The sequence below is a fragment of the Streptomyces sp. MB09-01 genome, assembly GCF_033794505.1.
Taxonomy (GTDB): Bacteria; Actinomycetota; Actinomycetes; order Streptomycetales; family Streptomycetaceae; genus Streptomyces.
Genome location: NZ_JARAYQ010000006.1, coordinates 43656 through 62849, shown reverse-complemented (window position 1 = coordinate 62849; position 19194 = coordinate 43656). Strand labels below are relative to the sequence as shown.

Here is a 19194-nt window from a genome sequence, read left to right as displayed (position 1 = left end):
GCCACTCGTGGTTCCTCTGGGAGGGCCCCATGTGTTTGTTCCAGTACGACGACGACCCCGAGCCTGAAGAACGGATCCCGGCCGGACCTCTCCACGTGCCCGTCCGGCCGGGGACCGCGTAGGTGGTGCTCCGCATGTTCCGCACCCCTCTGGGCGACCGCACCGCCGTCGGATTCACCCGCCCCGACCTGCTGGCCACGACGCTCGGCGCAGGGCAGCCCTGGATCCGGCTGTCCGAGTCCGCGCTCCGCGCGCTGGCCTCGCCGCTCGGCGCGTGCCCGCTGACGATCGACCCGACCTTCAGCGCCCCCTCCGTCACGCCGGTGCCGGCGCCGGCGCGGCCGGCCGACGTCGCGGTCCGCGTTCTCTGAGAGGGTGGTCCCGATGACCATAGCCGTTCTCCCCGAGGTCGCCACCGACGCGGAGGATCTGTCCCTGTGGCCCGCGTCCACGGCGCTGCTCCCGCACGGCGGCCTGGCCGTCGGCGGGGTGTCGCTGACGGAGGTGGCCGACCGGTTCGACACGCCGGCCTACGTCCTGGACGAAGGGGAGGTACGCGGGCGCTGCCGGACCTACCGGGAGGCCTTCCCCGAAGCCGACGTGCTGTACGCCGCCAAGGCCTTCCTGTCGCGGGCCGTGGTGCGCTGGGTACGGGAGGAGGGGCTGGGCCTGGACGTGTGCTCGGCCGGGGAGCTGGAGCTCGCCGTCACCGCTGGTTTCCCGCCCGAGCGGATCGTGTTGCACGGCAACGCGAAGTCGCCGCGCGACCTCGGGGCGGCGCTGCGGCTCGGCGTGGGGCGGATCGTCATCGATGGTCCCTCCGAGATCGCCCGGATCGCGGCCGCCGTCGGGCCCCAAGGGCACCAGAAGGTGCGGGTGGTACCGGGCGTATCGGCCGGCGGCCACGACGAGATCCGTACCGGCACGGACGACCAGAAGTTCGGCCTGTCCCTCACCGACGGGGGCGCGCAGCACGCCATCACACGGATCCTCAGCCAGCCGCAGCTCGAACTGACCGGCCTGCACTGCCACATCGGTTCCCAGATCACCGAGGTGAAGCCCTACCTGGTGGCCCTGCGCCGGATGGTCGGGCTGATGGCCCGCATCCGCGACGCGCACGGCATCGTCCTGCCCGAGCTGGACATGGGCGGCGGCCACGGCATCGCCTACCGGCCCGGGGAACCCGCCCTCGACCTCACCGCGCTCGCCCGGCGGTTGCGCGCCGAGCTCATCGAGGGCTGCGCCGCCGCCCGGCTGGCCGTCCCGCGGCTCGCCGTCGAGCCCGGACGGGCCGTGGTCGGGCCGGCCGGAGTCGCCCTCTACCGGGTGCTCGCCGTCAAGCACACCGGGGAGAAGGTGTTCGTCGCCGTGGACGGCGGCATGAGCGACAACCCGCGGCCCGCCCTGTACGGGGTGCGCTACGCGCCCCGCCTGATCGGCCGCCGCTCCACGGCCGGACCCCGCACGGCCACCGTCGTCGGCCGGCACTGCGAGGCCGGCGACATCCTCGCAGCCGACGTGCACCTGCCCGGCGACATCCGCCCCGGCGACCTGCTCGCCGTACCGGTGGCCGGCGCCTACCAGCTGTCCATGGCCTCCGGCTACAACCTCGTCGGCCGGCCGGCGGTCATCGCGGTCCACGAGGGCTCGGCCCGGGTGCTGGTCCGGCGCGAGACCCTGGACGACTTCCGCAGCCGGGACATCGGCGGCTAGGGGGGGGCGGCCTCGGCGGATCGGTGTCAGTCGTCGATCGCCTGGTAGAGCGTGGTCCAGAAGTCGTGGATGAGCCGCGCCGGATCCGGCGTGGTCAGCCCGACCTGGGTCAGCAGGATTCCGGTGAGCTGGTTCTCCGGGTCGGCGTACGTCGAGGTGCCGGTTCCGCCGTCCCAGCCGAACTGGCCGATGGGCGCGTAGTCGCCGCGGTAGGTGCGCACCGCCATCCCGAAGCCCCAGCCGCCCTGCTGCCCTTGGCCGAACGACACGTGGACGGCGTTGCGGGCCAGAGCCGATCGGGCGCTCTCCTGCTCGGGCGTGAGGCAGTTGGTGGTCATCAGTCGGACGGCGGGCCGGGACAGGATCCGTTCGGTCCCGTGCATCCCGTGGTTCAGCAGCATCCGGAAGTAGGCGTGGTAGTCGTCGGCGGTGGAGACCAGCCCCCCGCCGCCCGCCTGGAACACCGGAGGCGCGCTGTACTGGCCGCCCACCGCCTCGTCCCACACGGTGAACTCGCCGGTCTGCGGGTTGGGGGCGTAGCTGGGCGGCAGCCGGTCGATCTTGTCGGCGGGTACGTGGAAACCGGTGTCCTTCATCCCCAGCGGATCGAGGATGCGCTCGCGCAGGAACGTCTCGAACGGCCGGCCCGTGACCCTCGCGACGAGCACGCCGAGGACGTCGTGGCTGAGGTGGTACTGCCAGTGTTCACCGGGCTGGCGCATCAGCGGCAGCGTGCCGAGGCGGCGCATCCACTCGTCCGGGTCTGGCAGCGGTACCGCGCCCTGGCTGAAGACCCCCCGCTCGAACACCGCGTTCATGATCGGTGCACCGAGCGCCGTCAGGTCTATGCCGAGCCCGAACGTGGAGGTCAGCAGGTCCCTTACGGTGATCGGCCGCCGGGCGGGCACGGTGTCGTCCAGCGGGCCGTCGATCCGCTTCAGCACCTGACGGTCGGCGAGTTCGGGCAGCCACTGCTGCACCGGGTCGTCGAGCCGGAGCCTGCACTCGTCGAGCAGGACCATCACCGGCGCCATCGCGACCGGCTTGGACGTGGACGCCATCCGGAAGACGGTGTCCCGGCGCATCGGCGCGCCGCCCTCGTGGCGCATCGTCCCGAGCGCTTCGACGTGCGTCTCGTCACCCCGGCCGATGAGCGCGACGAGCCCGGGAATCTTCCCGGACGCGACGTGCCGTGCCAGCACGTCGCGCACTCGGTGCAGCCCTGCCTTGGAGAAGCCGCCGCTGCCCGTTCCCATCATGAATCTCCTTGCGTAAGCGTTCGACCTTCAAGATCCGTCCCGGTTTGGCGCTCATGGCCTCGGCGAGCTGGAGCTCGATCATGGGGACCCCCTCCGCGGTGCCACCGGCACTCATGAACGTTCGGGAATCACTGAACGCCTGCGACGCTACATTGCGTTCATTATTTGGTCAACGTTACACGCGACTCAACTCCCAGGTTCAGCAGCCAGATAGGAGTCGCGATTGCAATGACAGTGGCGCCGAACGCAAGGGACGACCAGGGCTTGCATTGCAATGGGCGTGGTGTGAATGCATACTGCGCAGCGGGTGCACGGGCGCGGGGCTCCGCGCAGGAGGACAGACGGGAGACGAGCACCGATGCCCGGAGGCAGGCTCACCAGTGAGGATCGTCAGCACATCGCCGCGGGGCTGGCCGAGGGGCTGGGATACACGGAGATCGGTCAGCGCCTGGGGCGGCCCGCCTCGACCGTCATGCGGGAGGTCGCCCGCAACGGCGGACCGGACGGTTACGCGGCGGACCGCGCACATGCGGCCGCACGGCACCGTGCGCGCCGGCCCAGGCAGGCCCGGCCGCCGGCCCCGGCACCGCCCGTCCCCGACAGCGGCCATGGACGTGACCCCCGAGCGGTCCAGGACTTCGCGGAGTCCTTCACCGGCCTCCTCGAACAGCAGGGGTTGCCCCGGATGATGGCCAGGGTGCTGGCCTGCCTGCTCGTCACCGACTCCGGCACCCTCACCGCCGCCGAACTGGTCCAGCGGCTCCGCGTCAGCCCGGCATCCGTCTCGCACGCCGTCACCTTCCTCGAACAGCAGGGAATGCTGAGACGGGAACGGGTTCCGGGCGGGCGCCGCGCACGCTACGTCATCGACGACGAGGTCTGGCTCCGGTCCACCCTCGCGGCCCTGCAGATGAACGACGTCCTGGCGGCCGCATCCCAGCGTGCGACCGAGGTTCTCGGGGCCGCCACCCCCGCCGGCGCCCGCTTCGAAGCCTCCGGCGCATTCCTTCTCCTGCTGAACGAAGCCCTCCACAACGTCATGGAGCAGTGGCGGCAGAGCCGGACCGCCCGGAACGCCGGGCGGTAGTACCGGCGTCACGCCCGTATCGGAGCCGTATCACGGACTGGCCTGCGGTCGGGTCCTTCTCCAGGGCCCACGCTCGAACGTGCGAAGCCCCCGGGTGGATGTTGCAATGGCTGTGGCGGGCTCCCCGTCGCCGCATGTCGTGGCGCGTATCCCTGGACCACTGGGAGATGAACGAACATGCCTGGACTCCTTCGCGGCGTCGCCCGGACAGCCGTGGTGGCCGGAACCGCCACCGCCGTGTCGAACCGCGTCTCGCGACGGCAGGCGGGCCGCTGGGCGCAACAGAGCGAACCGCAGCAGGCGTATCAGCAGCAGGCGTATCAGCAGCCGCCGCCGGTGGCGGCGGCACCACCTGCCCCTGCTCCCGCCCCCGGCGACGAAATGAGCACCAAGATCGAGCAGCTCAAGCAGTTGGGCGCCTTGAAGGCCCAAGGCCTGCTGACCGAGGAGGAGTTCGCGGCCGAGAAGGCCAAGCTCCTCGCGTGACACGGACGTCCGGAACCGAGACGGGACACACCCCATGACGGCGTCGGATCCACGCCCTGCAGGGCCTTCCGAAGCGACACGGCCCGAAGTGACACAGCCCGAAGAGGCGGACCGGCTGGGTGAACTGCTGCGCAGTCCCGGCTATTTCAAGGCGCTCGTCTTCTGCGCCCTCATCGGTGTTCCGGTGTCGTTGATCGCCTTCTGGTTCCTGGTCGCACTCCACGAGCTGGAGCACCTGATGTGGGGCAGCCTGCCGGAGGCCCTGGGGTGGGACGTCCCGCCGTGGTGGTGGCCGTTGCCGCTGCTGCTCGCGGCCGGCACGACCGTGGGACTCGTGGTCACCCGCCTGCCCGGCGGGGGCGGCCACATCCCCGCCTCGGGACTCCATACGGGCGGTGTCCCGCCCGGAGCCCTGCCCGGCGTGGTCCTCGCGGCCCTGCTGAGCCTTCCCCTCGGCGCCACGCTCGGACCGGAGGCCCCGCTGATCGCGCTCGGCGGCGGTCTGGCCCTGCTCTTCAGGGACCTGGCGCGGGTTCCGGCGACCCCCCAGAGCACGGCGCTCCTGGGCGCGGCAGGAGCGGCGGCAGCGGTCGCGGTGATCTTCGGGAGCCCCCTGGTCGCGGCGGTGATGCTCATCGAGGTGGCCGGGGTGGGCGGGCCACAGCTGTTCGCGGTCATGCTGCCCGCGCTGCTGTCGAGCGGTGTGGGTGCACTCGTGTTCACCGGCTTCGGGCGCTGGACCGGTTTCGATGCGCCCAGCCTCTCCGTGAAGGTGGGCGTGCCCGTTCCGCAGCTCGATGCCGGGGACGTCGTCTGGGCGGTGCTGATGGCCGTGGCCATCGGTGTCCTCGTACATACGATCATGCGAGGGGGGCGGCTGACCGCACGGTTCGTGGCGAAGCGCCCCGTCGTCCACACCGCCCTGTGCGCCCTGGCAGCCGGCGTCTGCGCCGCCGTGTACGCGCTCACCACCGGCCGGTCGCCGGCGAACGTGGCGTCCTCCGGCCAGGGGACGCTGAGCCAGATGGCCGCCGATCCGCACGGCTGGGGGGTCGGGGCCCTGATCGCCGTGCTGCTGTGCACCAGCGTCGCCTACTCCCTCTGCCTGGGCAGCCTGCGGGGCGGCCCCGTGTTCCCGTCGCTGTTCCTGGGTGCTGCGGTGGGCGTGCTGCTCGCGCCCCTGCCGGGCCTGGGGGTCGTACCGGCCATGGCCGCGGGCATGGCGGCCGCGACCGCCAGTGCCTTGCGGCTGCCGGTCAGCAGCATCGTGCTCGTCGTCCTGGTGCTCGACAGCGTCGCGATGACCCCGGTGGTGGTCCTGGCGGCCGTCGTGGCCTTCGTGACGACCCAGTTGCTGCCGCGCGGCTCCGCCCGTCCCCCCGCAGGCGGACCTGCGGAACCGTCGCCGGCCCCTCCCCCCGCCGCAGGCGCGTCGGGCAGGTCCGGCGGCTCGGTCTGAGCTCTGCGCGAAGGAGGCCGTATGGCGCGGGACCACGGGCCGGACCACCTGCCGGACCACGGGCCGGACCACCTGCCGGACCACGGGCGCGTGCCCACGCCGGCACCGCTGCACAAAGTCCGGCCCGGCGAGGTGCGTCCGGCCCCCTCCGGTCAGGCCGGTCCGAGAGCCCGCGCGACGAAGGCGCCCGCGACCGTGGTGCTCGTGACGGGCGTGGCGGGGGCGGGGAAGTCCACGGTGGCCCTGCTGCTGGCCGACCGGCTCGGCTGGGCCTACCAGGACGCGGACGACTTCCACACGCCGGCGAACCGGGCCCGGATGGCGGCCGGCGAGGCCCTGACCGACGAGGACAGACGCCCGTGGCTGGCTTCCGTCGCGGCCTGGATCGACCGGCGGATCGCAGCGGGGGAACCGGCTGTCGTCGCCTGTTCCGCGCTCAAACGCGCCTATCGCGACCAACTGGCCGGAGGGCGGCCCGCAGTACGGCTGGTCCACCTGCACGGTTCACGGCAGCTCATCCGCTCCCGGCTGCTGTCCCGGGACGGCCACTTCTTCCCCGCACGGCTGCTGGAAAGCCAGTTCGCCGACCTCCAGGAGCCGGAGCCCGACGAGCACGCCTGCGTGGTGGACATCGACCGGCCCCCGGAAGCCGTCGTCGCAGCCATCGTGGCCCAGCTCAGCGCCGTACCGACCCAGGAGCCGCACATGCCCCCCGCGGCATCAGGAGAACAGTGGCGGCTGCACCACGGCGCGCACGAGGCGGTGGTGGTCGAGCTGGGCGGCGCCCTGCGCCACTACGGGGTGGGCGGGCGGCCGCTCCTCGACGGATTCGCCGCCGACGAGCGGATCACCGGCGGCCGCGGGCAGCTCCTCGTGCCCTGGCCGAACCGGGTGGCCGGCGGGAGCTACCGCTTCGGCGGCGAGGACCTGCAACTCCCGCTGACCGAACCGGAGAACGACAACGCGATCCACGGGCTCCTGAGGTGGGTGCCGTGGCAGCTGCTGGCCCGCAGCGAGGACGCGGTCACGGTGGGCACCACCCTCTTCCCGCAGCCGGGGTACCCGTACCAGCTGGAGGTCACGGCCGAGTACCGGCTGGGCCCGGAGGGGCTCGAGACCACCGTCACCGCCACCAACGTGGGGGACGCGGCCGCGCCCTACGGCGTCGGCCAGCACCCCTACCTGACCGTCGGCACCGACCGGGTGGACACCGCGCTGCTGACCGTGCCGGCCCGCCACCGGCTCGGTACCGACGAACACGGCCTGCCCACCGGTGAGGAGCCGGTCGAGGGCACGGCGTACGACTTCCGCACCGCCCGGCCCATCGGCGTGGAGCGCCTGGACACCGCGTACACGGGCCTCGACCGGGACCCCGCCGGCCACTGCACGGTGCGGCTCGCACACCCCTCGGGGCGGCACGGCATCGACGTACGGCTCGTCGAGGGCATCCGGTACGTGCAGGTCTACACCGGGGACACGCTGTCGGAGCCCGGGACGCGTCGGCGCGGGGTCGCCATCGAGCCGATGTCCTGCCCGGCCGACGCCTTCCGCAGCGGCACGGCGCTCACCGTCCTGCAGCCGGGCGCCAGCCACGTCTTCCGGTGGGGCCTGGTGCCGTGGGGATCCTGGTGACCCCCGGCAGCGGGCCGTCGACGCCGCGGCCCATGACCGGTGACGCCTTTCGCGCGCTGTACGAGGAACTGCGCGACAGGAGCCCGCGCGCGCCGGACGACCGGCGCGGTGCGCTGGGCCACTTGACGCACGAGCGCGTCGTGGCCGCCGCCGCAGAGGTCCGCTCCGGACGTACGGTGTCCCTTGCCGCACCCATCGAAACCCTGCCCGGACCGGACAATCCCGAACCGGCACGCCACCGGATGATCGTGCCCGCCGACGGTGAGACCGGTGAGACCGGCGGCGACGGGCTGCACTTCGCGCGCGACCGCTTCGCGATGAACGTGCACGGGGACGCGGACAGCCATCTCGACGCGCTGTGCCACGTCCTGTTCGACGGGGAGCTCTACAACGGCGTGCCCGCGAGCAGCGTGACGTCCCGGGGCGCCGGGGCGCTCTCCGTGGAGGTCGTCCGGGACGGCATCGTCGGCCGTGGCGTCCTCCTGGACGTTCCGCGGCTGCGGGGCGTGCCCTGGCTGGAGCCCGGAGAACACGTGAGCGCCGGCGACCTGACCGCGGCGGAGGCGGCGCAAGGGGTCCGGGTGCTGCCGGGCGACGTGCTGTTCGTACGGGTGGGGCACCGCCCCCGGCGCCAGGAGCGCGGGGCGTGGAACGCGGCGCGGGCCCGGGCCGGACTTCATCCCGAGGCCGTACGGTTCCTGGCCGATCGGCAGGTCGCCGCCCTGGGCTCGGACGGCAACAACGACACGGCCCCCAGCGCGGTGGCCGGGGTCGACTTTCCCGTGCACGTGCTGGCGGTGCACGCCATGGGGCTGCACCTGATGGACTACCTGCAGTTCGAGGAGCTGACCCGGGCCTGTGCCCGTGAGGGCCGGTGGTCCTTCCTGTGCGTGGTCGCGCCGCTCAGACTTCCGTCGGCCACCGGCTCGCCCGTGAACCCGATCGCCGTTCTGTGACGGCCGGGCGCGGGTGCGCCGTGCGGTCGCGCGGTCCGGGCGCGCCGTCCGGTCGCCGCGCCCGGGAAGGAGGGATACGTTCGAAAAGGTGGGGTGGCTGCCGCGTCCCGGCAGCGCGCAGAGAGAGGGCCGGTGACAGGCCGGGCCCGCGAGCGCAAGGACGGTGGTCGCCGTGGGCGACTCCCCGCACTACGACGTCGTCATCATCGGTTCGGGCGCCGGCGGCGGTACGCTCGCCCACCGGCTCGCCCCGTCCGGCAAGCGGGTCCTCATCCTCGAACGCGGTGACTACCTCCCCCGCGAGCGGGACAACTGGGACTCCACCGCCGTGTTCGTGAAGGGCAAGTACCGTGCCCCGGAGTTCTGGCTGGACAAGCACGGCGACGCGTTCCCGCCGGAGGTCAACTACTACGTCGGGGGGAACACCAAGTTCTACGGGGCCGCCCTCTTCCGGCTGCGGCCCGAGGACTTCGGGGAGCTCCGCCACCACGACGGTCTGTCGCCGGCCTGGCCGATCCGGTACGAGGACCTCGAGCCCTACTACACGGAGGCCGAGCACCTCTACCTGGTCCACGGACGCCACGGGGAGGACCCGTGGGAGGGGCCGTACAGTGCCCAGTACGCCTATCCGCCGGTCGAACACGAGCCGCGGATCCAGCAGTTGAGCGACGACCTGGAGAAGCGGGGTCTGCACCCCTTCCACCTGCCCATCGGCGTCGACCTGGTACAGGACGAGCACGGGCGGGCGACCGGCTCCAGCGTCTGCATACGCTGCGACCGCGTGGACGGCTTCCCCTGCCTGGTGCGCGGCAAGTCGGACGCCCAGGTGATCTGCGTGGAGCCGGCCCTGCGGCACCCGAACGTCGAAATGATCACCAACGCGCGGGTGGTCCGGCTGGAGACCGACCCGACCGGACGGAGCGTCAGCACGGTCGTGACCCGGAGCGAGGACGGGCTCGAGGCCTCCTACTCCGCGGACATCGTGGTCGTCGCCTGCGGGGCGGTCAACTCGGCGGCGCTCCTCCTGGCCTCGACCGACGACCGCCACCCCCGAGGGCTGGCGAACAGCTCCGACGTGGTCGGCCGCCACTACATGCGCCACAACAACCTCGCCCTGATGGCCATTTCGAAGGAGCCCAACGGCACCAGGTTCCAGAAGACCCTGGCCCTGCACGACTGGTACCTCGGCGCCGACGACTGGGACTATCCGCTGGGCGGCATCCAGATGCTCGGCAAGTCGGACGCCGACCAGATCCACGGCGAGGCGCCCCGCTGGGCGGGTGCCGTGACCCCCGACATGCCCTTCGAGGTCATGGCGCACCACGCGGTCGACTTCTGGCTGTGCGGCGAGGACCTCCCCCTCCCCGACAACCGGGTCACCCTCGAGGGCGACGGCACCATCCGTCTCGTGCTCGATGAGAAGAACAACATCGCGGGGCTGAAACGCCTGCGGCACAAGCTCGAGGGCATGCTCAGCCATCTCGGGATGCACGAGCACCAGCTCCTGTCGCGCAGCATCTACCTCCACAAGGGCATGCCGATCGGCGCCACGGCGCACCAGGCCGGCACCGTACGGTTCGGCGACGACCCGGCCTCGTCCGCCCTGGACGTGAACTGCAAGGCCCACGACCTCGACAACCTGTACGTGGTCGACACGAGCTTCTTCCCGAGCATCGGCGCGGTCAATCCGTCGCTCACGGCGATCGCGAACGCCCTGCGGGTCGGCGACCACCTCGTGGAGCGGCTGGCATGACCCCCGGGCTTCCGCCGACCGGGGGGTGATGCTCGGCCGCGTGGCCCAAGAGCACCTCGCCCGGGCCGCCGATCCCCGCACGGGGTGGTTCGGTGGCGTTCGAACCCTGTCGGGCCGCGGTCCGGCGGACCGGTCCGGGCAGTCGAGGAGGCAGTCGATCGTGAGTTCCACCGAGGGCGTACCGCGGGCAGTGCTCCCCGCTCACCTGCTCAAGGGCCAGAAGGCGCTGGTCACCGGCGCCAACAGCGGGATCGGCAAGGCCACGGCCATCGGCCTGGGCCGGGCCGGCGCCGACGTCGTCGTGAACTACGTGGCCGGCGCGGAGGAGGCCGAGAAGGTGGTCGAGGAGATCACCTCGTTCGGCGTACGCGCGGCCGCGTACGAGGCGGACGTGTCCCAGGAGGACCAGGTCGTGGCCATGACGGAGCGGATGGTCCGGGAGTTCGGCACGATCGACATCCTGGTCGCCAACGCCGGACTGCAGCGCGACGCCCCGTTCGAGGAGATGACGCTCGCCCAGTGGCAGAAGGTGCTGGACGTCAACCTGACGGGTCAGTTCCTCTGCGCGCGGGAGGCGACGAAGGAGTTCCTGCGGCGCGGCGTCGTCCCGGAAGTGTCCCGCTCGGCCGGAAAGATCATCTGCATGAGCTCCGTGCACCAGATCATCCCCTGGGCGGGGCACGCGAACTACGCGTCCTCCAAGGGCGGCGTGCACATGCTGATGACGACCCTGGCCCAGGAACTCGCGCCCAAGAAGATCCGCGTGAACGCGATCGCTCCCGGGGCCATCAAGACCCCGATCAACCGCGACGCGTGGGAGACGCCCGAGGCCCTGGAGGATCTGCTCCGGCTGATCCCGTACGTGCGCATCGGCGACCCCGAGGACATCGCCCACGCGGCCGTGGCCCTCGCCTCCGACCTCATGGACTACGTGGTGGGCACCACGCTCTACGTGGACGGCGGGATGACCCTCTTCCCGGGCTTCGCCACCGGCGGCTGACCCTCGTCCGGCCCGTCATCCCGAGCGGCAAAGGAACGCATGCACACCACGGTCCACCTGCTGGCGGCAGACGCCCCCGCCCAACTGCTCCCGGCCAGGGAGCTCATGGCGTTCACCCTCGCCTCCCACATCATCCTGGTGCCGATGGGCGTGGCGCTGCCGCTCATCACCCTGGTCATGCACTACCGCGGTCTGCGCAGGAACGACGCCACGGCCCTGCTGCTGGCCCGGCGCTGGTCGGCCGTGATGGCCGTGCAGTTCGCGATCGGGGTCGTCACCGGCACCGTGCTGTCGTTCGAGTTCGGTCTGCTCTGGCCGGGGCTGATGGGCAAGTGGGGCGATGTCTTCGGCGTCGGCTTCGGTGTCGAGGCCTGGGCGTTCTTCCTCGAAGCCGTGCTCATCGCCATCTACCTCTACGGCTGGCGCAGGCTGAAGCCACGCACCCACTTCCTGCTCGGGCTGCCCCTGCCGGCCACCGCGCTGCTGGGGGCCTTCGGCATCCTGGCGGCCAACTCGTGGATGAACACCCCGCAGGGGTTCTCGCTCGACTCCGAGGGCAACCCGGTCGACGTGGACGTCTGGAAGGCCATTTTCACCCCGATGTTCGGGCCGCAGTACTGGCACTTCGTGGTGGCGATGCTGGTGACGGCGGGCTACGTCGTGGCCGGCGTCTACGCCGTCGGATGGCTGCGCGGCCGTCGGGACCGCTACCACCGGCTCGGCTTCACGGTCCCCTTCACCATCGCCGCGGTCGCCACTCCGGTGCAGTTCGTCCTGGGCGACTCGATCGCCCGGCAGGTGTTCCAGAAGCAGCCCGTGAAGTTCGCCGCGATGGAGATCGTCTGGGAGACCGACAGCCACGTTGCGGAGTACCTGTTCGGCCGCCTCCACCCGGACGGATCGGTCTCCGGCGGCATCAAGATCCCACAGCTGGACTCCATCCTGGCCGGGTTCAGCCCGGACACCGTGGTGACGGGGCTGAACTCCGTACCGGCGAGTGACCGGCCGAACGCCACCCAGGCCACGATCGCCCACTGGGCCTTCGACATCATGGTCGGGGTCGGCAGCGTGCTCCTGCTCCTCGTCGCCTGGTACGGCCTGGTCTGGCTGCGCCATCGCCGGCTGCCCGAGTCCAAGTGGTTCTACCGCGGCGCCGCCTGCGCCGGCGTCGCCTCCGTCGTCGCCGTCGAATGCGGCTGGATCACGACCGAGGTGGGGCGCCAGCCCTGGATCGTCTACCAGAACATGCGCGTCGCGGAGGCCGTGACCTCGACCCGCTCCACCACCCTCTGGATCATGTTCGGCCTGGTGGTCGTGGTGTACCTGTTCGTCTTCGGGGCGTTCCTCACGATCCTGCTGAAGATGCGCGACCGATGGCGCCTGGCCGACGAGCAGACGGACGGGCGGGCGGCGGAGGCACCGGAGGCCATCACGCCGTACGGTCCGCGCCCTCCCGTCCCGGCCGGCGACGCCCCGTCCGCGGGAGACGGCGGCTCCGCTCCGTCCGGGGGAGGCGGCAGGTGATGGCCGAACTCGTCGCTTTCGTCCTGCTGCTGGCCGTGGCCGCGTACGCGTGCGGCGGCGGGACCGACTACGGCGCGGGCTTCTGGGACCTGACGGCCGGCGGAGCCGAACGCGGCAAGCGCCCGCGCTGGCTGATCGACCACGCCATGGCGCCCGTGTGGGAGGTCAACAACGTCTGGCTGGTCTTCGTCCTCGTCCTCATGTGGACCGGGTTCCCCGTGCTGTTCCAGACGGTGTTCACCGCCATGTGGCTGCCCCTGGCGCTGGCCGCCCTCGGCATGGTCCTGCGCGGCGCCGGATTCGCCCTGCGCAAACCCAGCCGCCGACTGGCCCGGCGGCGCCTCTACGGCGCCGTGTTCGCCATCGCCTCCCTGCTCACGCCGTTCTTCCTCGGGGCGGCCGTCGGAGCCATCGCCACCGGCCGGATCGCCCCGGGTACCGAAGCTTCGGCGGACGCGTGGGCGAACCCCGCGTCCCTCCTGTTCGGCCTCGTCACGGTGGCCGGGACCGCACTCCTCGGCGCCGTGTTCCTGACCGCCGACGCCGCACGCTTCGAGGCGCCCGACCTCGTCGGCTACTTCCGGCTGCGCGCCCTGCTCAGCCTCGTCGCGGTCGCCCTGACGGCTGTCGGCGTGCTCCTCGTCACCCGCGCGGACGCCCCCCACGTCTGGCACGGACTGACCCGCGGTGCGGGGCTCGCCCTCGCGATCGTGTCCGCGGTGTTCTTCGCCGCCACGGCACTGTTCGTGTTGCGGGGACGGACGCACTGGGCCCGCTTCAGCACCGTCGTCACCGTCGGCGCGGCCGTCCTCGCCTGGGGGCTCGCACAGCGCCCCTACCTCATCCCCACGTCCCTGACGGTGGCGGATGCCGCGGGCGATTCCCAGACGCTGGTCTGGCTGTCGGTGGTCAGCCTCGTCGCCCTGCTGCTCATCGTCCCGGCCGTCTTCTTCCTCTACTGGCTGGACACCCATGGCGAGCTGGAGCCCCTCACCGACTCCGACCTGCGACGGACCGGCCCCACGAGGGGTGACGCGGCCGACGGCGACTGATCCCCCGACCGTGCCCGTGCGGCGAGGAAGGAAACCGCTGTGAGCGAGGACGACATCCTCCTCGGCATCGCCCTGGTCGTGGCCCTGGCCGCCGCCTGCCAGATCCTCGCCGGCAAGCTCCGCGTTCCCGCGCTGATCCTGCTGCTGCCGGTCGGCTTCGCCGCGGGCGCCCTGACCGACCTCGTTCACCCGGACCAGCTGATCGGGGAGCCCTTCTCCGCCCTGGTGTCCCTGTCCGTGGCGGTGATCCTCTACGACGCCGGTCTCGGCCTCGACCTGCGCAACCTCACCGGCCACACCCGCGCGATCGTGGGCAGGCTGCTCCTCTTCGGCGTGGCCTTCACGTTCCTGGCCGTCTGCGCCGTCGGCCCGGCCCTGTTCGGCATGTCGCTCAGGGTGGCCTCGATGGTCGGCATGATCCTCGTCGTGTCGGGGCCCACGGTCGTGGGGCCCCTGCTCCAGTACGTGCGGCCGACGGACAAGGTACGGCGCCTGCTGATCTGGGAAGGAACACTGACCGACCCGATCGGCGCCATCCTCGGAGCACTCGTCTTCCACGCCATCGACACGACGCACCAGATCGACATCGGCCGCGGCTACCAGATCGGCCAGTTCCTCCTCAGCACGGCCGTCGGCCTCGTCGGCGGAGCCGTGGGGGTCGCACTGCTGTGGCTGACCCTGCGCGTGCTCCGGCTCGGCGAGACGCTCGGCACCCTGGCGCAGCTGGCCACGGTGATCGCCGTGTCGGCAGGCTGCGACATCGTCCGCGACGACACCGGGCTCATCGCCGCGATCGTCATCGGCATGGCCGCGGCCAACATCCGGGGCTTCGACATGCCCGCGCGCCGTCCCTTCTTCGAGACGCTGGTCCAGCTGATCATCGGGCTGCTGTTCATCTCCATCTCGGCCAGCGTCACCCCGGCCTCCCTGACCCCCGTACTCCTTCCCACGTTCGCCCTCGTCGCGTTCCTGGTCCTCGTGGTGCGGCCGCTCGTGGCCTTCGTCGCCACCATGGGGAAGGGCATGACCTTGGGGGAAAGGGCGTTCGCGGGATGGATGGCTCCGCGCGGCATCGTCGCGGCCTCCACCGCGGCGGCCTTCGCCGCGAGCCTCGTCCAGCTGGGACTGCGCGGCGCCTCCAAGGTCCTTCCCGTCACCTTCCTCGTGATCGTCTCGACGGTCGTGCTGTACGCCCTGACCGCGGGCCCCGTGGCCCGGCGGCTCGGCGTCGCCCGGCCGCACCTCACCCGGCCGCTGCTCGTGGGCGGATCACCGTGGGCGATCGCGCTGGGCAGAGCCCTGAGGTCGGCGGGGCTCGACGTACAGATGTGGGCGGGACTGAACGAGGAACGCGAACGGATCAAGGACGCCGGAATCAAACTGGCCAGAGGTGACCTGCTGGCGACGGCCACCAACCCCCGGGCACGGCTGGAGGGGGTCAACGCCGTCTTCCTGCTCACCGATGACGACGACTTCAACGCGCTGGCCTCGGTGGTGGTCGAGGACAATGTGGAGGGCCCCGTCTACCGGGTGGGGCCGCCCCACGAGAGCCACGGTGTCGTCGCGCCCTACACGGGCGGCGCCGTCCTCTTCGGCGGCTCGCTCGTCCGGCACGTCCTGGCGGAACGGTACGAACAGGGCGCACGGTTCCTGGTGCAGCCCGGCTCCGACCCGGTACCGCCGGGACACGAAACGCTGTTCGTGGTCAGCGCCGACGGCCGGCTGGAGCCGGTCGACGAGACGTCTGCCGTCACCCTGCGCGAGGGCGACCTCGTCGTTCTGCTCGGCCCCGTACCGCCGGCCTAGACGCCCGGCCGCGAGCGGTTCAGGGTCTCGTCCAGCGTGATGGCCGCATCGATGAGCGCGAGGTGGGTGAAGGCCTGCGGAAAGTTGCCGAGCTGGCGGCCCGTCAGGGCGATCTCCTCGGAGTACAGGCCCAGGTGGTTGGCGTACGTCATCATCTTTTCGAGCACGAGCCTGGCCTGGTCGGCCCGCCCGGCCCGCGCCAGGGCGTCGACGTACATGAAGGTGCACAAGGAGAAAGTACCCTCGGAGCCGCGCAGACCGTCGGGCGAGGCCTCGGGGTTGTAGCGGTAGACCAGGCTGTCGGTGACCAGCTCGCGGTCCATCGCGTCCAGGGTGGACGTCCACATCGGGTCGTCGGGCGTGATGAACCCGACCGTCGGCATCCGCAGCAGCGAGGAGTCGAGCACGTCGCTGCCGTAGTGCTGGACGAATGCCCTGCGGGCCGGGTCCCAGCCCTTCGCCAGGATCTGCTCGTAGATGTTGTCGCGCTCGGCGGCCCAGCGGCCGCTCTCGGCCGGCCGGCCGTGGGCGACCGCCAGCCGCAGCGCGCGGTCGAACGCGACCCATGACATCACGCGGCCGTAGGTGAAGTGCTTGCGTCCGCCGCGGGTCTCCCACAGCCCCTCGCCGGCCTGGTCCCAGTGGTCCACGAGCCAGTCCAGCAGCGTGCGCAGCGATGTCCAGCCGTGGATGTCCAGGTGGATGCCGTGCTGGTGGGCGAAGGAGATGCTGTCGAGCGCCTCGCCGTAGATGTCCAGCTGCAGCTGGGTCGCCGCGCCGTTGCCTATGCGCACCGGGGCGGACCCCTGGTATCCCTCCCAGTGGTCCAGGGTCTCTTCGTAGAGATCGGAGGACCCGTCCACCCGGTACATGATGTTCAGCGGTCCCGTGTCGGTGTCGCTGCCGGCCTTCTCCTTCACCCGGTCGCCGAGCCAGCCGATGAACGCCCTCGCCTCATCGGTGAACCCCAGGCCCAGCAGGGCGTACACGGAGAAGGAAGCGTCCCGGATCCAGGTGAACCGGTAGTCCCAGTTGCGCTCGCCGCCCAATTGCTCCGGCAGTCCCGCGGTGGGGGCCGCCACCAGGGCCCCACTGGGCGCGTACGTCATCAGCTTCAGCGTCACGGCGGAGCGTTCCACCATCTCGCGCCACCGGCCCGCGTACCGGGACTGGTGGAGCCACGACCGCCAGTACTGCCGGGTGTCGGCGAAGAGTTCCTGGAACTCGGCGACGCGGATCTCGCGCGGCGGCCCCTCCGCGGCCGACTCCATGACCAGACCCCGCTGTTGTCCGGCCTCGAGCGGAAGCGTGACGCGCAGGTCGTTGTCGCCGGTACGGGTGTGCACCACCCGTTCGTCATCCGGCTCCCGCACCACGCTGAGGGTGAGTTCCAGGTCGTCCGAGGCGAACACCGCCCCGTTCTCGGTGACGCGCAGGGTGTGGGGTTTGCGGCCGTAGTCGAACCGTGGGGCGATGTCGATCTGGAACGCCATGCTGCCGCGGACGCACCGGAGCATGCGGACCAGGCAGTGGCGGTCGGTGGCCGTCGTTCCCGTCACCGGCATGAAGTCGACCACCTCGCCGGCACCGGCCTCGGTCATGAACCGCGTCACGAGGATCGCGGTGTCCGGCAGGTACAACTGCTTCGTGGTATAGGTCTCGTCCGTCGGCTTGACCGTGAAGTGCCCGCCCTTCTCCCAGTCGAGAAGGGCTCCGAACACGCTGGGGGAATCGAACCGCGGGCAGCAGAACCAGTCGATCGTTCCTTCCGTGGTCACCAGTGCCGCCGTCTGGAGATCACCGATCAGGCCGTGATTTTCGATCAGCGGGTAGTCAGCCATGGGGGAACCCCTTTCGACGCCACCCAGTCAGGTTAAGCGCGGAATTCGCGGCGAGCCCGGCGAGCCGGCTGCCCCTGCGTCCGCCGGGAATCGCCCTTAGCATGAAACGCACGAACGGGATGTTCAGGCCGCATCGCACCGCCGAACCCGGAGGCTGCCCGTGCCGTCGAACCTTGCGCCGCCTCCAGGAACCCGCAGCGGCCTCCGGTGTGGACGGCACGGGAGCCGGCGATGATGTCGTGGGCGGCGCGGTTCCGGTTGCGGCAGTACGCCAAGGCGAGCCTGTGGATCATCCCTCTGATCGGCCTGGTGCTGGGGGCGGTGGTGGCCGAGTGGGCCGCCGGCGTGGACGGAGCGGGCTGGCTGCCGGACACGTGGGTGTACTCCGCAACGACGGCGAGCACTGTGCTCAGCTCGGTCGTCGGGTCCATGGTCGCGCTGCTGGGGTTCGTCGTGACCATCGGCGTACTCGTCGTCCAGCAGGCCACGGGAACGCTGTCTCCGCGCTACATGCGCCTGTGGTACCGCGACCGGCTGCAGAAGGCCGTGCTGGCCACGTTCACCGGCACGTTCGCGTACGCCTTCTCCCTGTTGCGCAAGATCGAGTCGGACGCCGTCCCCGACCTGGGTGTGACGCTGTCCGGAGTGGCCGTCTCCGTCAGCCTCATGCTCCTGCTGATCTATCTCAACCGGTTCACCCACAACCTCCGGCCCGTGGCCATCGCCGACCTGGTGGGGCGCTTGGGCGAGAAGGTGCTCATCCGCGCAACGGAACGCATCCACCGCTCCTCGGCACGCGACGAGGCCTCCCTGCCGCCGGCCGGTCCGTCGACCCCCATCCGGTCCGAACGGGGCGGGGTCATCCAGGCGTTCGACGCCGCGGGACTGATCGCCGCCGCCGTCCGCCACGACTGCGTCCTCGTCCTGGCCCACCAGGTCGGCGACTTCGTGCCGCCCGGCACCACCCTCGTCGAGGCCCACGGCGCCGCGAGCGCGCCCGATCCACGGCGGGTGACCGGGCTCGTCGCCCTCGGAACCGAGCGCACGATCGAGCAGGATCCCGCCTTCGCCCTGCGCATCCTCGTGGACATCGCCATCCGCGCCCTCTCCCCCGCCGTGAACGACCCCACCACCGCCGTGCAGGTCCTCAACCACATCGACACGTTCCTGCACGTGGTCGGCCGGGCCCGGCTCCGCGGCCGGTACGTGCTCGCCGACGGCGAGGGCCGGCCCCGGCTGGTGGTGCAGGGCCGCGGCTGGGAGAACTACCTGCAGCTCGGCGTCACCGAAATCCGTGAGTACGGGGCCACGTCCCTCCAGGTGTGCAGGCGGCTCCGGGCGCTGCTGGAGGACCTCCTCGACACCCTGCCGGCCGAGCGTCTGCCGGCGGTGCGCGCGGAGCTCGCCCTCCTCGAGGAATCCGTCCAGCAGGAGTTCACCGACCCGGCCCGCCGCGCCGGCGCGCAGACGGCCGACCGGCAGGGAATCGGCGGTGGACGGCCGCCCCGGAGCGGGCCCTCCCGATGAGCCGTCCGCTCGTCGGCGCGTCCGCTCATTCACCCGTTCATGCGTTCACTCGTCCGGACGCCCAAGGATCGCGTCCGCCCGCTCCGTGAGGTCCGCTGA

The 19194-nt window shown here is 71.5% G+C and carries 14 protein-coding genes and 1 pseudogene; 13 read left to right on the top strand and 2 right to left on the bottom strand.

Features of this window, described 5'->3' with window-relative positions:
- The first annotated feature begins 29 nt into the window (after window positions 1-29).
- A pseudogene (locus PV721_RS02475) lies at window positions 30-371 on the top strand (SAV_915 family protein).
- Window positions 372-384: 13 nt separating this feature from the next.
- Window positions 385-1713, top strand: coding sequence for a diaminopimelate decarboxylase (gene lysA / locus PV721_RS02470; protein WP_319721093.1), 1329 nt, complete (start codon window positions 385-387; stop codon window positions 1711-1713).
- Window positions 1714-1739: 26 nt separating this feature from the next.
- Here the strand turns inward: lysA and PV721_RS02465 are convergent, their stop codons facing one another.
- On the bottom strand, window positions 1740-2969 hold the full coding sequence (locus PV721_RS02465) for a serine hydrolase domain-containing protein (protein WP_319721106.1): 1230 nt from the start codon (window positions 2967-2969) through the stop codon (window positions 1740-1742).
- A gap of 361 nt (window positions 2970-3330) precedes the next feature.
- On the opposite strand from PV721_RS02465, the gene PV721_RS02460 reads away from it, so the two are divergent.
- The 10 genes from PV721_RS02460 (at window position 3331) to PV721_RS02415 (ending at window position 15727) form a co-directional block, all read left to right on the top strand.
- A complete protein-coding gene (locus tag PV721_RS02460; protein WP_319721092.1) occupies window positions 3331-4059 on the top strand; it encodes a GbsR/MarR family transcriptional regulator in 729 nt (242 codons plus the stop codon).
- Between the two features lie 177 nt (window positions 4060-4236).
- Window positions 4237-4545, top strand: a complete 309-nt coding sequence (locus tag PV721_RS02455; protein ID WP_319721091.1) for an SHOCT domain-containing protein — start codon at window positions 4237-4239, stop codon at window positions 4543-4545.
- Window positions 4546-4579: 34 nt separating this feature from the next.
- Window positions 4580-6004: a chloride channel protein gene (locus PV721_RS02450; RefSeq protein ID WP_319721090.1), complete on the top strand. Its 1425-nt coding sequence runs from the start codon at window positions 4580-4582 to the stop codon at window positions 6002-6004.
- Window positions 6005-6025: 21 nt separating this feature from the next.
- On the top strand, window positions 6026-7636 hold the full coding sequence (locus PV721_RS02445; RefSeq protein ID WP_319721089.1) for a gluconokinase, GntK/IdnK-type: 1611 nt from the start codon (window positions 6026-6028) through the stop codon (window positions 7634-7636).
- Between the two features lie 32 nt (window positions 7637-7668).
- Entirely contained in the window at window positions 7669-8592 is a 924-nt protein-coding gene (locus PV721_RS02440; RefSeq protein WP_319721088.1) for a cyclase family protein, read from the top strand.
- 172 nt (window positions 8593-8764) lie between these two features.
- Window positions 8765-10345 carry a GMC family oxidoreductase gene (locus PV721_RS02435; protein ID WP_319721087.1) on the top strand — a complete coding sequence of 527 codons (1581 nt, stop codon included), beginning with the start codon at window positions 8765-8767 and terminating at the stop codon, window positions 10343-10345.
- Window positions 10346-10505: 160 nt separating this feature from the next.
- Window positions 10506-11345 carry an SDR family oxidoreductase gene (locus PV721_RS02430; protein WP_319721086.1) on the top strand — a complete coding sequence of 280 codons (840 nt, stop codon included), beginning with the start codon at window positions 10506-10508 and terminating at the stop codon, window positions 11343-11345.
- Between the two features lie 39 nt (window positions 11346-11384).
- Window positions 11385-12869 carry a cytochrome ubiquinol oxidase subunit I gene (locus PV721_RS02425; RefSeq protein ID WP_319721085.1) on the top strand — a complete coding sequence of 495 codons (1485 nt, stop codon included), beginning with the start codon at window positions 11385-11387 and terminating at the stop codon, window positions 12867-12869.
- On the top strand, window positions 12869-13921 hold the full coding sequence (locus PV721_RS02420) for a cytochrome d ubiquinol oxidase subunit II (protein WP_319721084.1): 1053 nt from the start codon (window positions 12869-12871) through the stop codon (window positions 13919-13921). The genes PV721_RS02425 and PV721_RS02420 overlap by 1 nt, the downstream gene beginning before the upstream one ends.
- Before the next feature lie 39 nt (window positions 13922-13960).
- A complete protein-coding gene (locus PV721_RS02415) occupies window positions 13961-15727 on the top strand; it encodes a cation:proton antiporter (protein ID WP_319721083.1) in 1767 nt (588 codons plus the stop codon).
- Here PV721_RS02415 and PV721_RS02410 read toward each other — a convergent pair.
- Complete coding sequence (locus PV721_RS02410) at window positions 15724-17568, bottom strand: glycoside hydrolase family 15 protein (RefSeq protein ID WP_319721082.1); 1845 nt, start codon at window positions 17566-17568, stop codon at window positions 15724-15726. The two genes, PV721_RS02415 and PV721_RS02410, sit on opposite strands and share 4 nt — an antisense overlap.
- Window positions 17569-17799: 231 nt before the next feature.
- On the opposite strand from PV721_RS02410, the gene PV721_RS02405 reads away from it, so the two are divergent.
- On the top strand, window positions 17800-19095 hold the full coding sequence (locus PV721_RS02405) for a DUF2254 domain-containing protein (protein ID WP_319721081.1): 1296 nt from the start codon (window positions 17800-17802) through the stop codon (window positions 19093-19095).
- Window positions 19096-19194 lie beyond the last annotated feature (99 nt).

What these genes read in the sequence shown, in the direction of transcription:
- PV721_RS02410 (WP_319721082.1), bottom strand. Translation starts at nt 17,568, where the DNA reads ATGGCTGACTACCCGCTGATCGAAAATCACGGCCTGATCGGTGATCTC.
- PV721_RS02425 (WP_319721085.1), top strand. Translation starts at nt 11,385, where the DNA reads ATGCACACCACGGTCCACCTGCTGGCGGCAGACGCCCCCGCCCAACTG.
- PV721_RS02420 (WP_319721084.1), top strand. Translation starts at nt 12,869, where the DNA reads ATGGCCGAACTCGTCGCTTTCGTCCTGCTGCTGGCCGTGGCCGCGTAC.
- PV721_RS02405 (WP_319721081.1), top strand. Translation starts at nt 17,800, where the DNA reads ATGATGTCGTGGGCGGCGCGGTTCCGGTTGCGGCAGTACGCCAAGGCG.
- PV721_RS02460 (WP_319721092.1), top strand. Translation starts at nt 3,331, where the DNA reads ATGCCCGGAGGCAGGCTCACCAGTGAGGATCGTCAGCACATCGCCGCG.
- lysA (WP_319721093.1), top strand. Translation starts at nt 385, where the DNA reads ATGACCATAGCCGTTCTCCCCGAGGTCGCCACCGACGCGGAGGATCTG.
- PV721_RS02450 (WP_319721090.1), top strand. Translation starts at nt 4,580, where the DNA reads ATGACGGCGTCGGATCCACGCCCTGCAGGGCCTTCCGAAGCGACACGG.
- PV721_RS02455 (WP_319721091.1), top strand. Translation starts at nt 4,237, where the DNA reads ATGCCTGGACTCCTTCGCGGCGTCGCCCGGACAGCCGTGGTGGCCGGA.
- PV721_RS02440 (WP_319721088.1), top strand. Translation starts at nt 7,669, where the DNA reads ATGACCGGTGACGCCTTTCGCGCGCTGTACGAGGAACTGCGCGACAGG.
- PV721_RS02465 (WP_319721106.1), bottom strand. Translation starts at nt 2,969, where the DNA reads ATGGGAACGGGCAGCGGCGGCTTCTCCAAGGCAGGGCTGCACCGAGTG.
- PV721_RS02445 (WP_319721089.1), top strand. Translation starts at nt 6,026, where the DNA reads ATGGCGCGGGACCACGGGCCGGACCACCTGCCGGACCACGGGCCGGAC.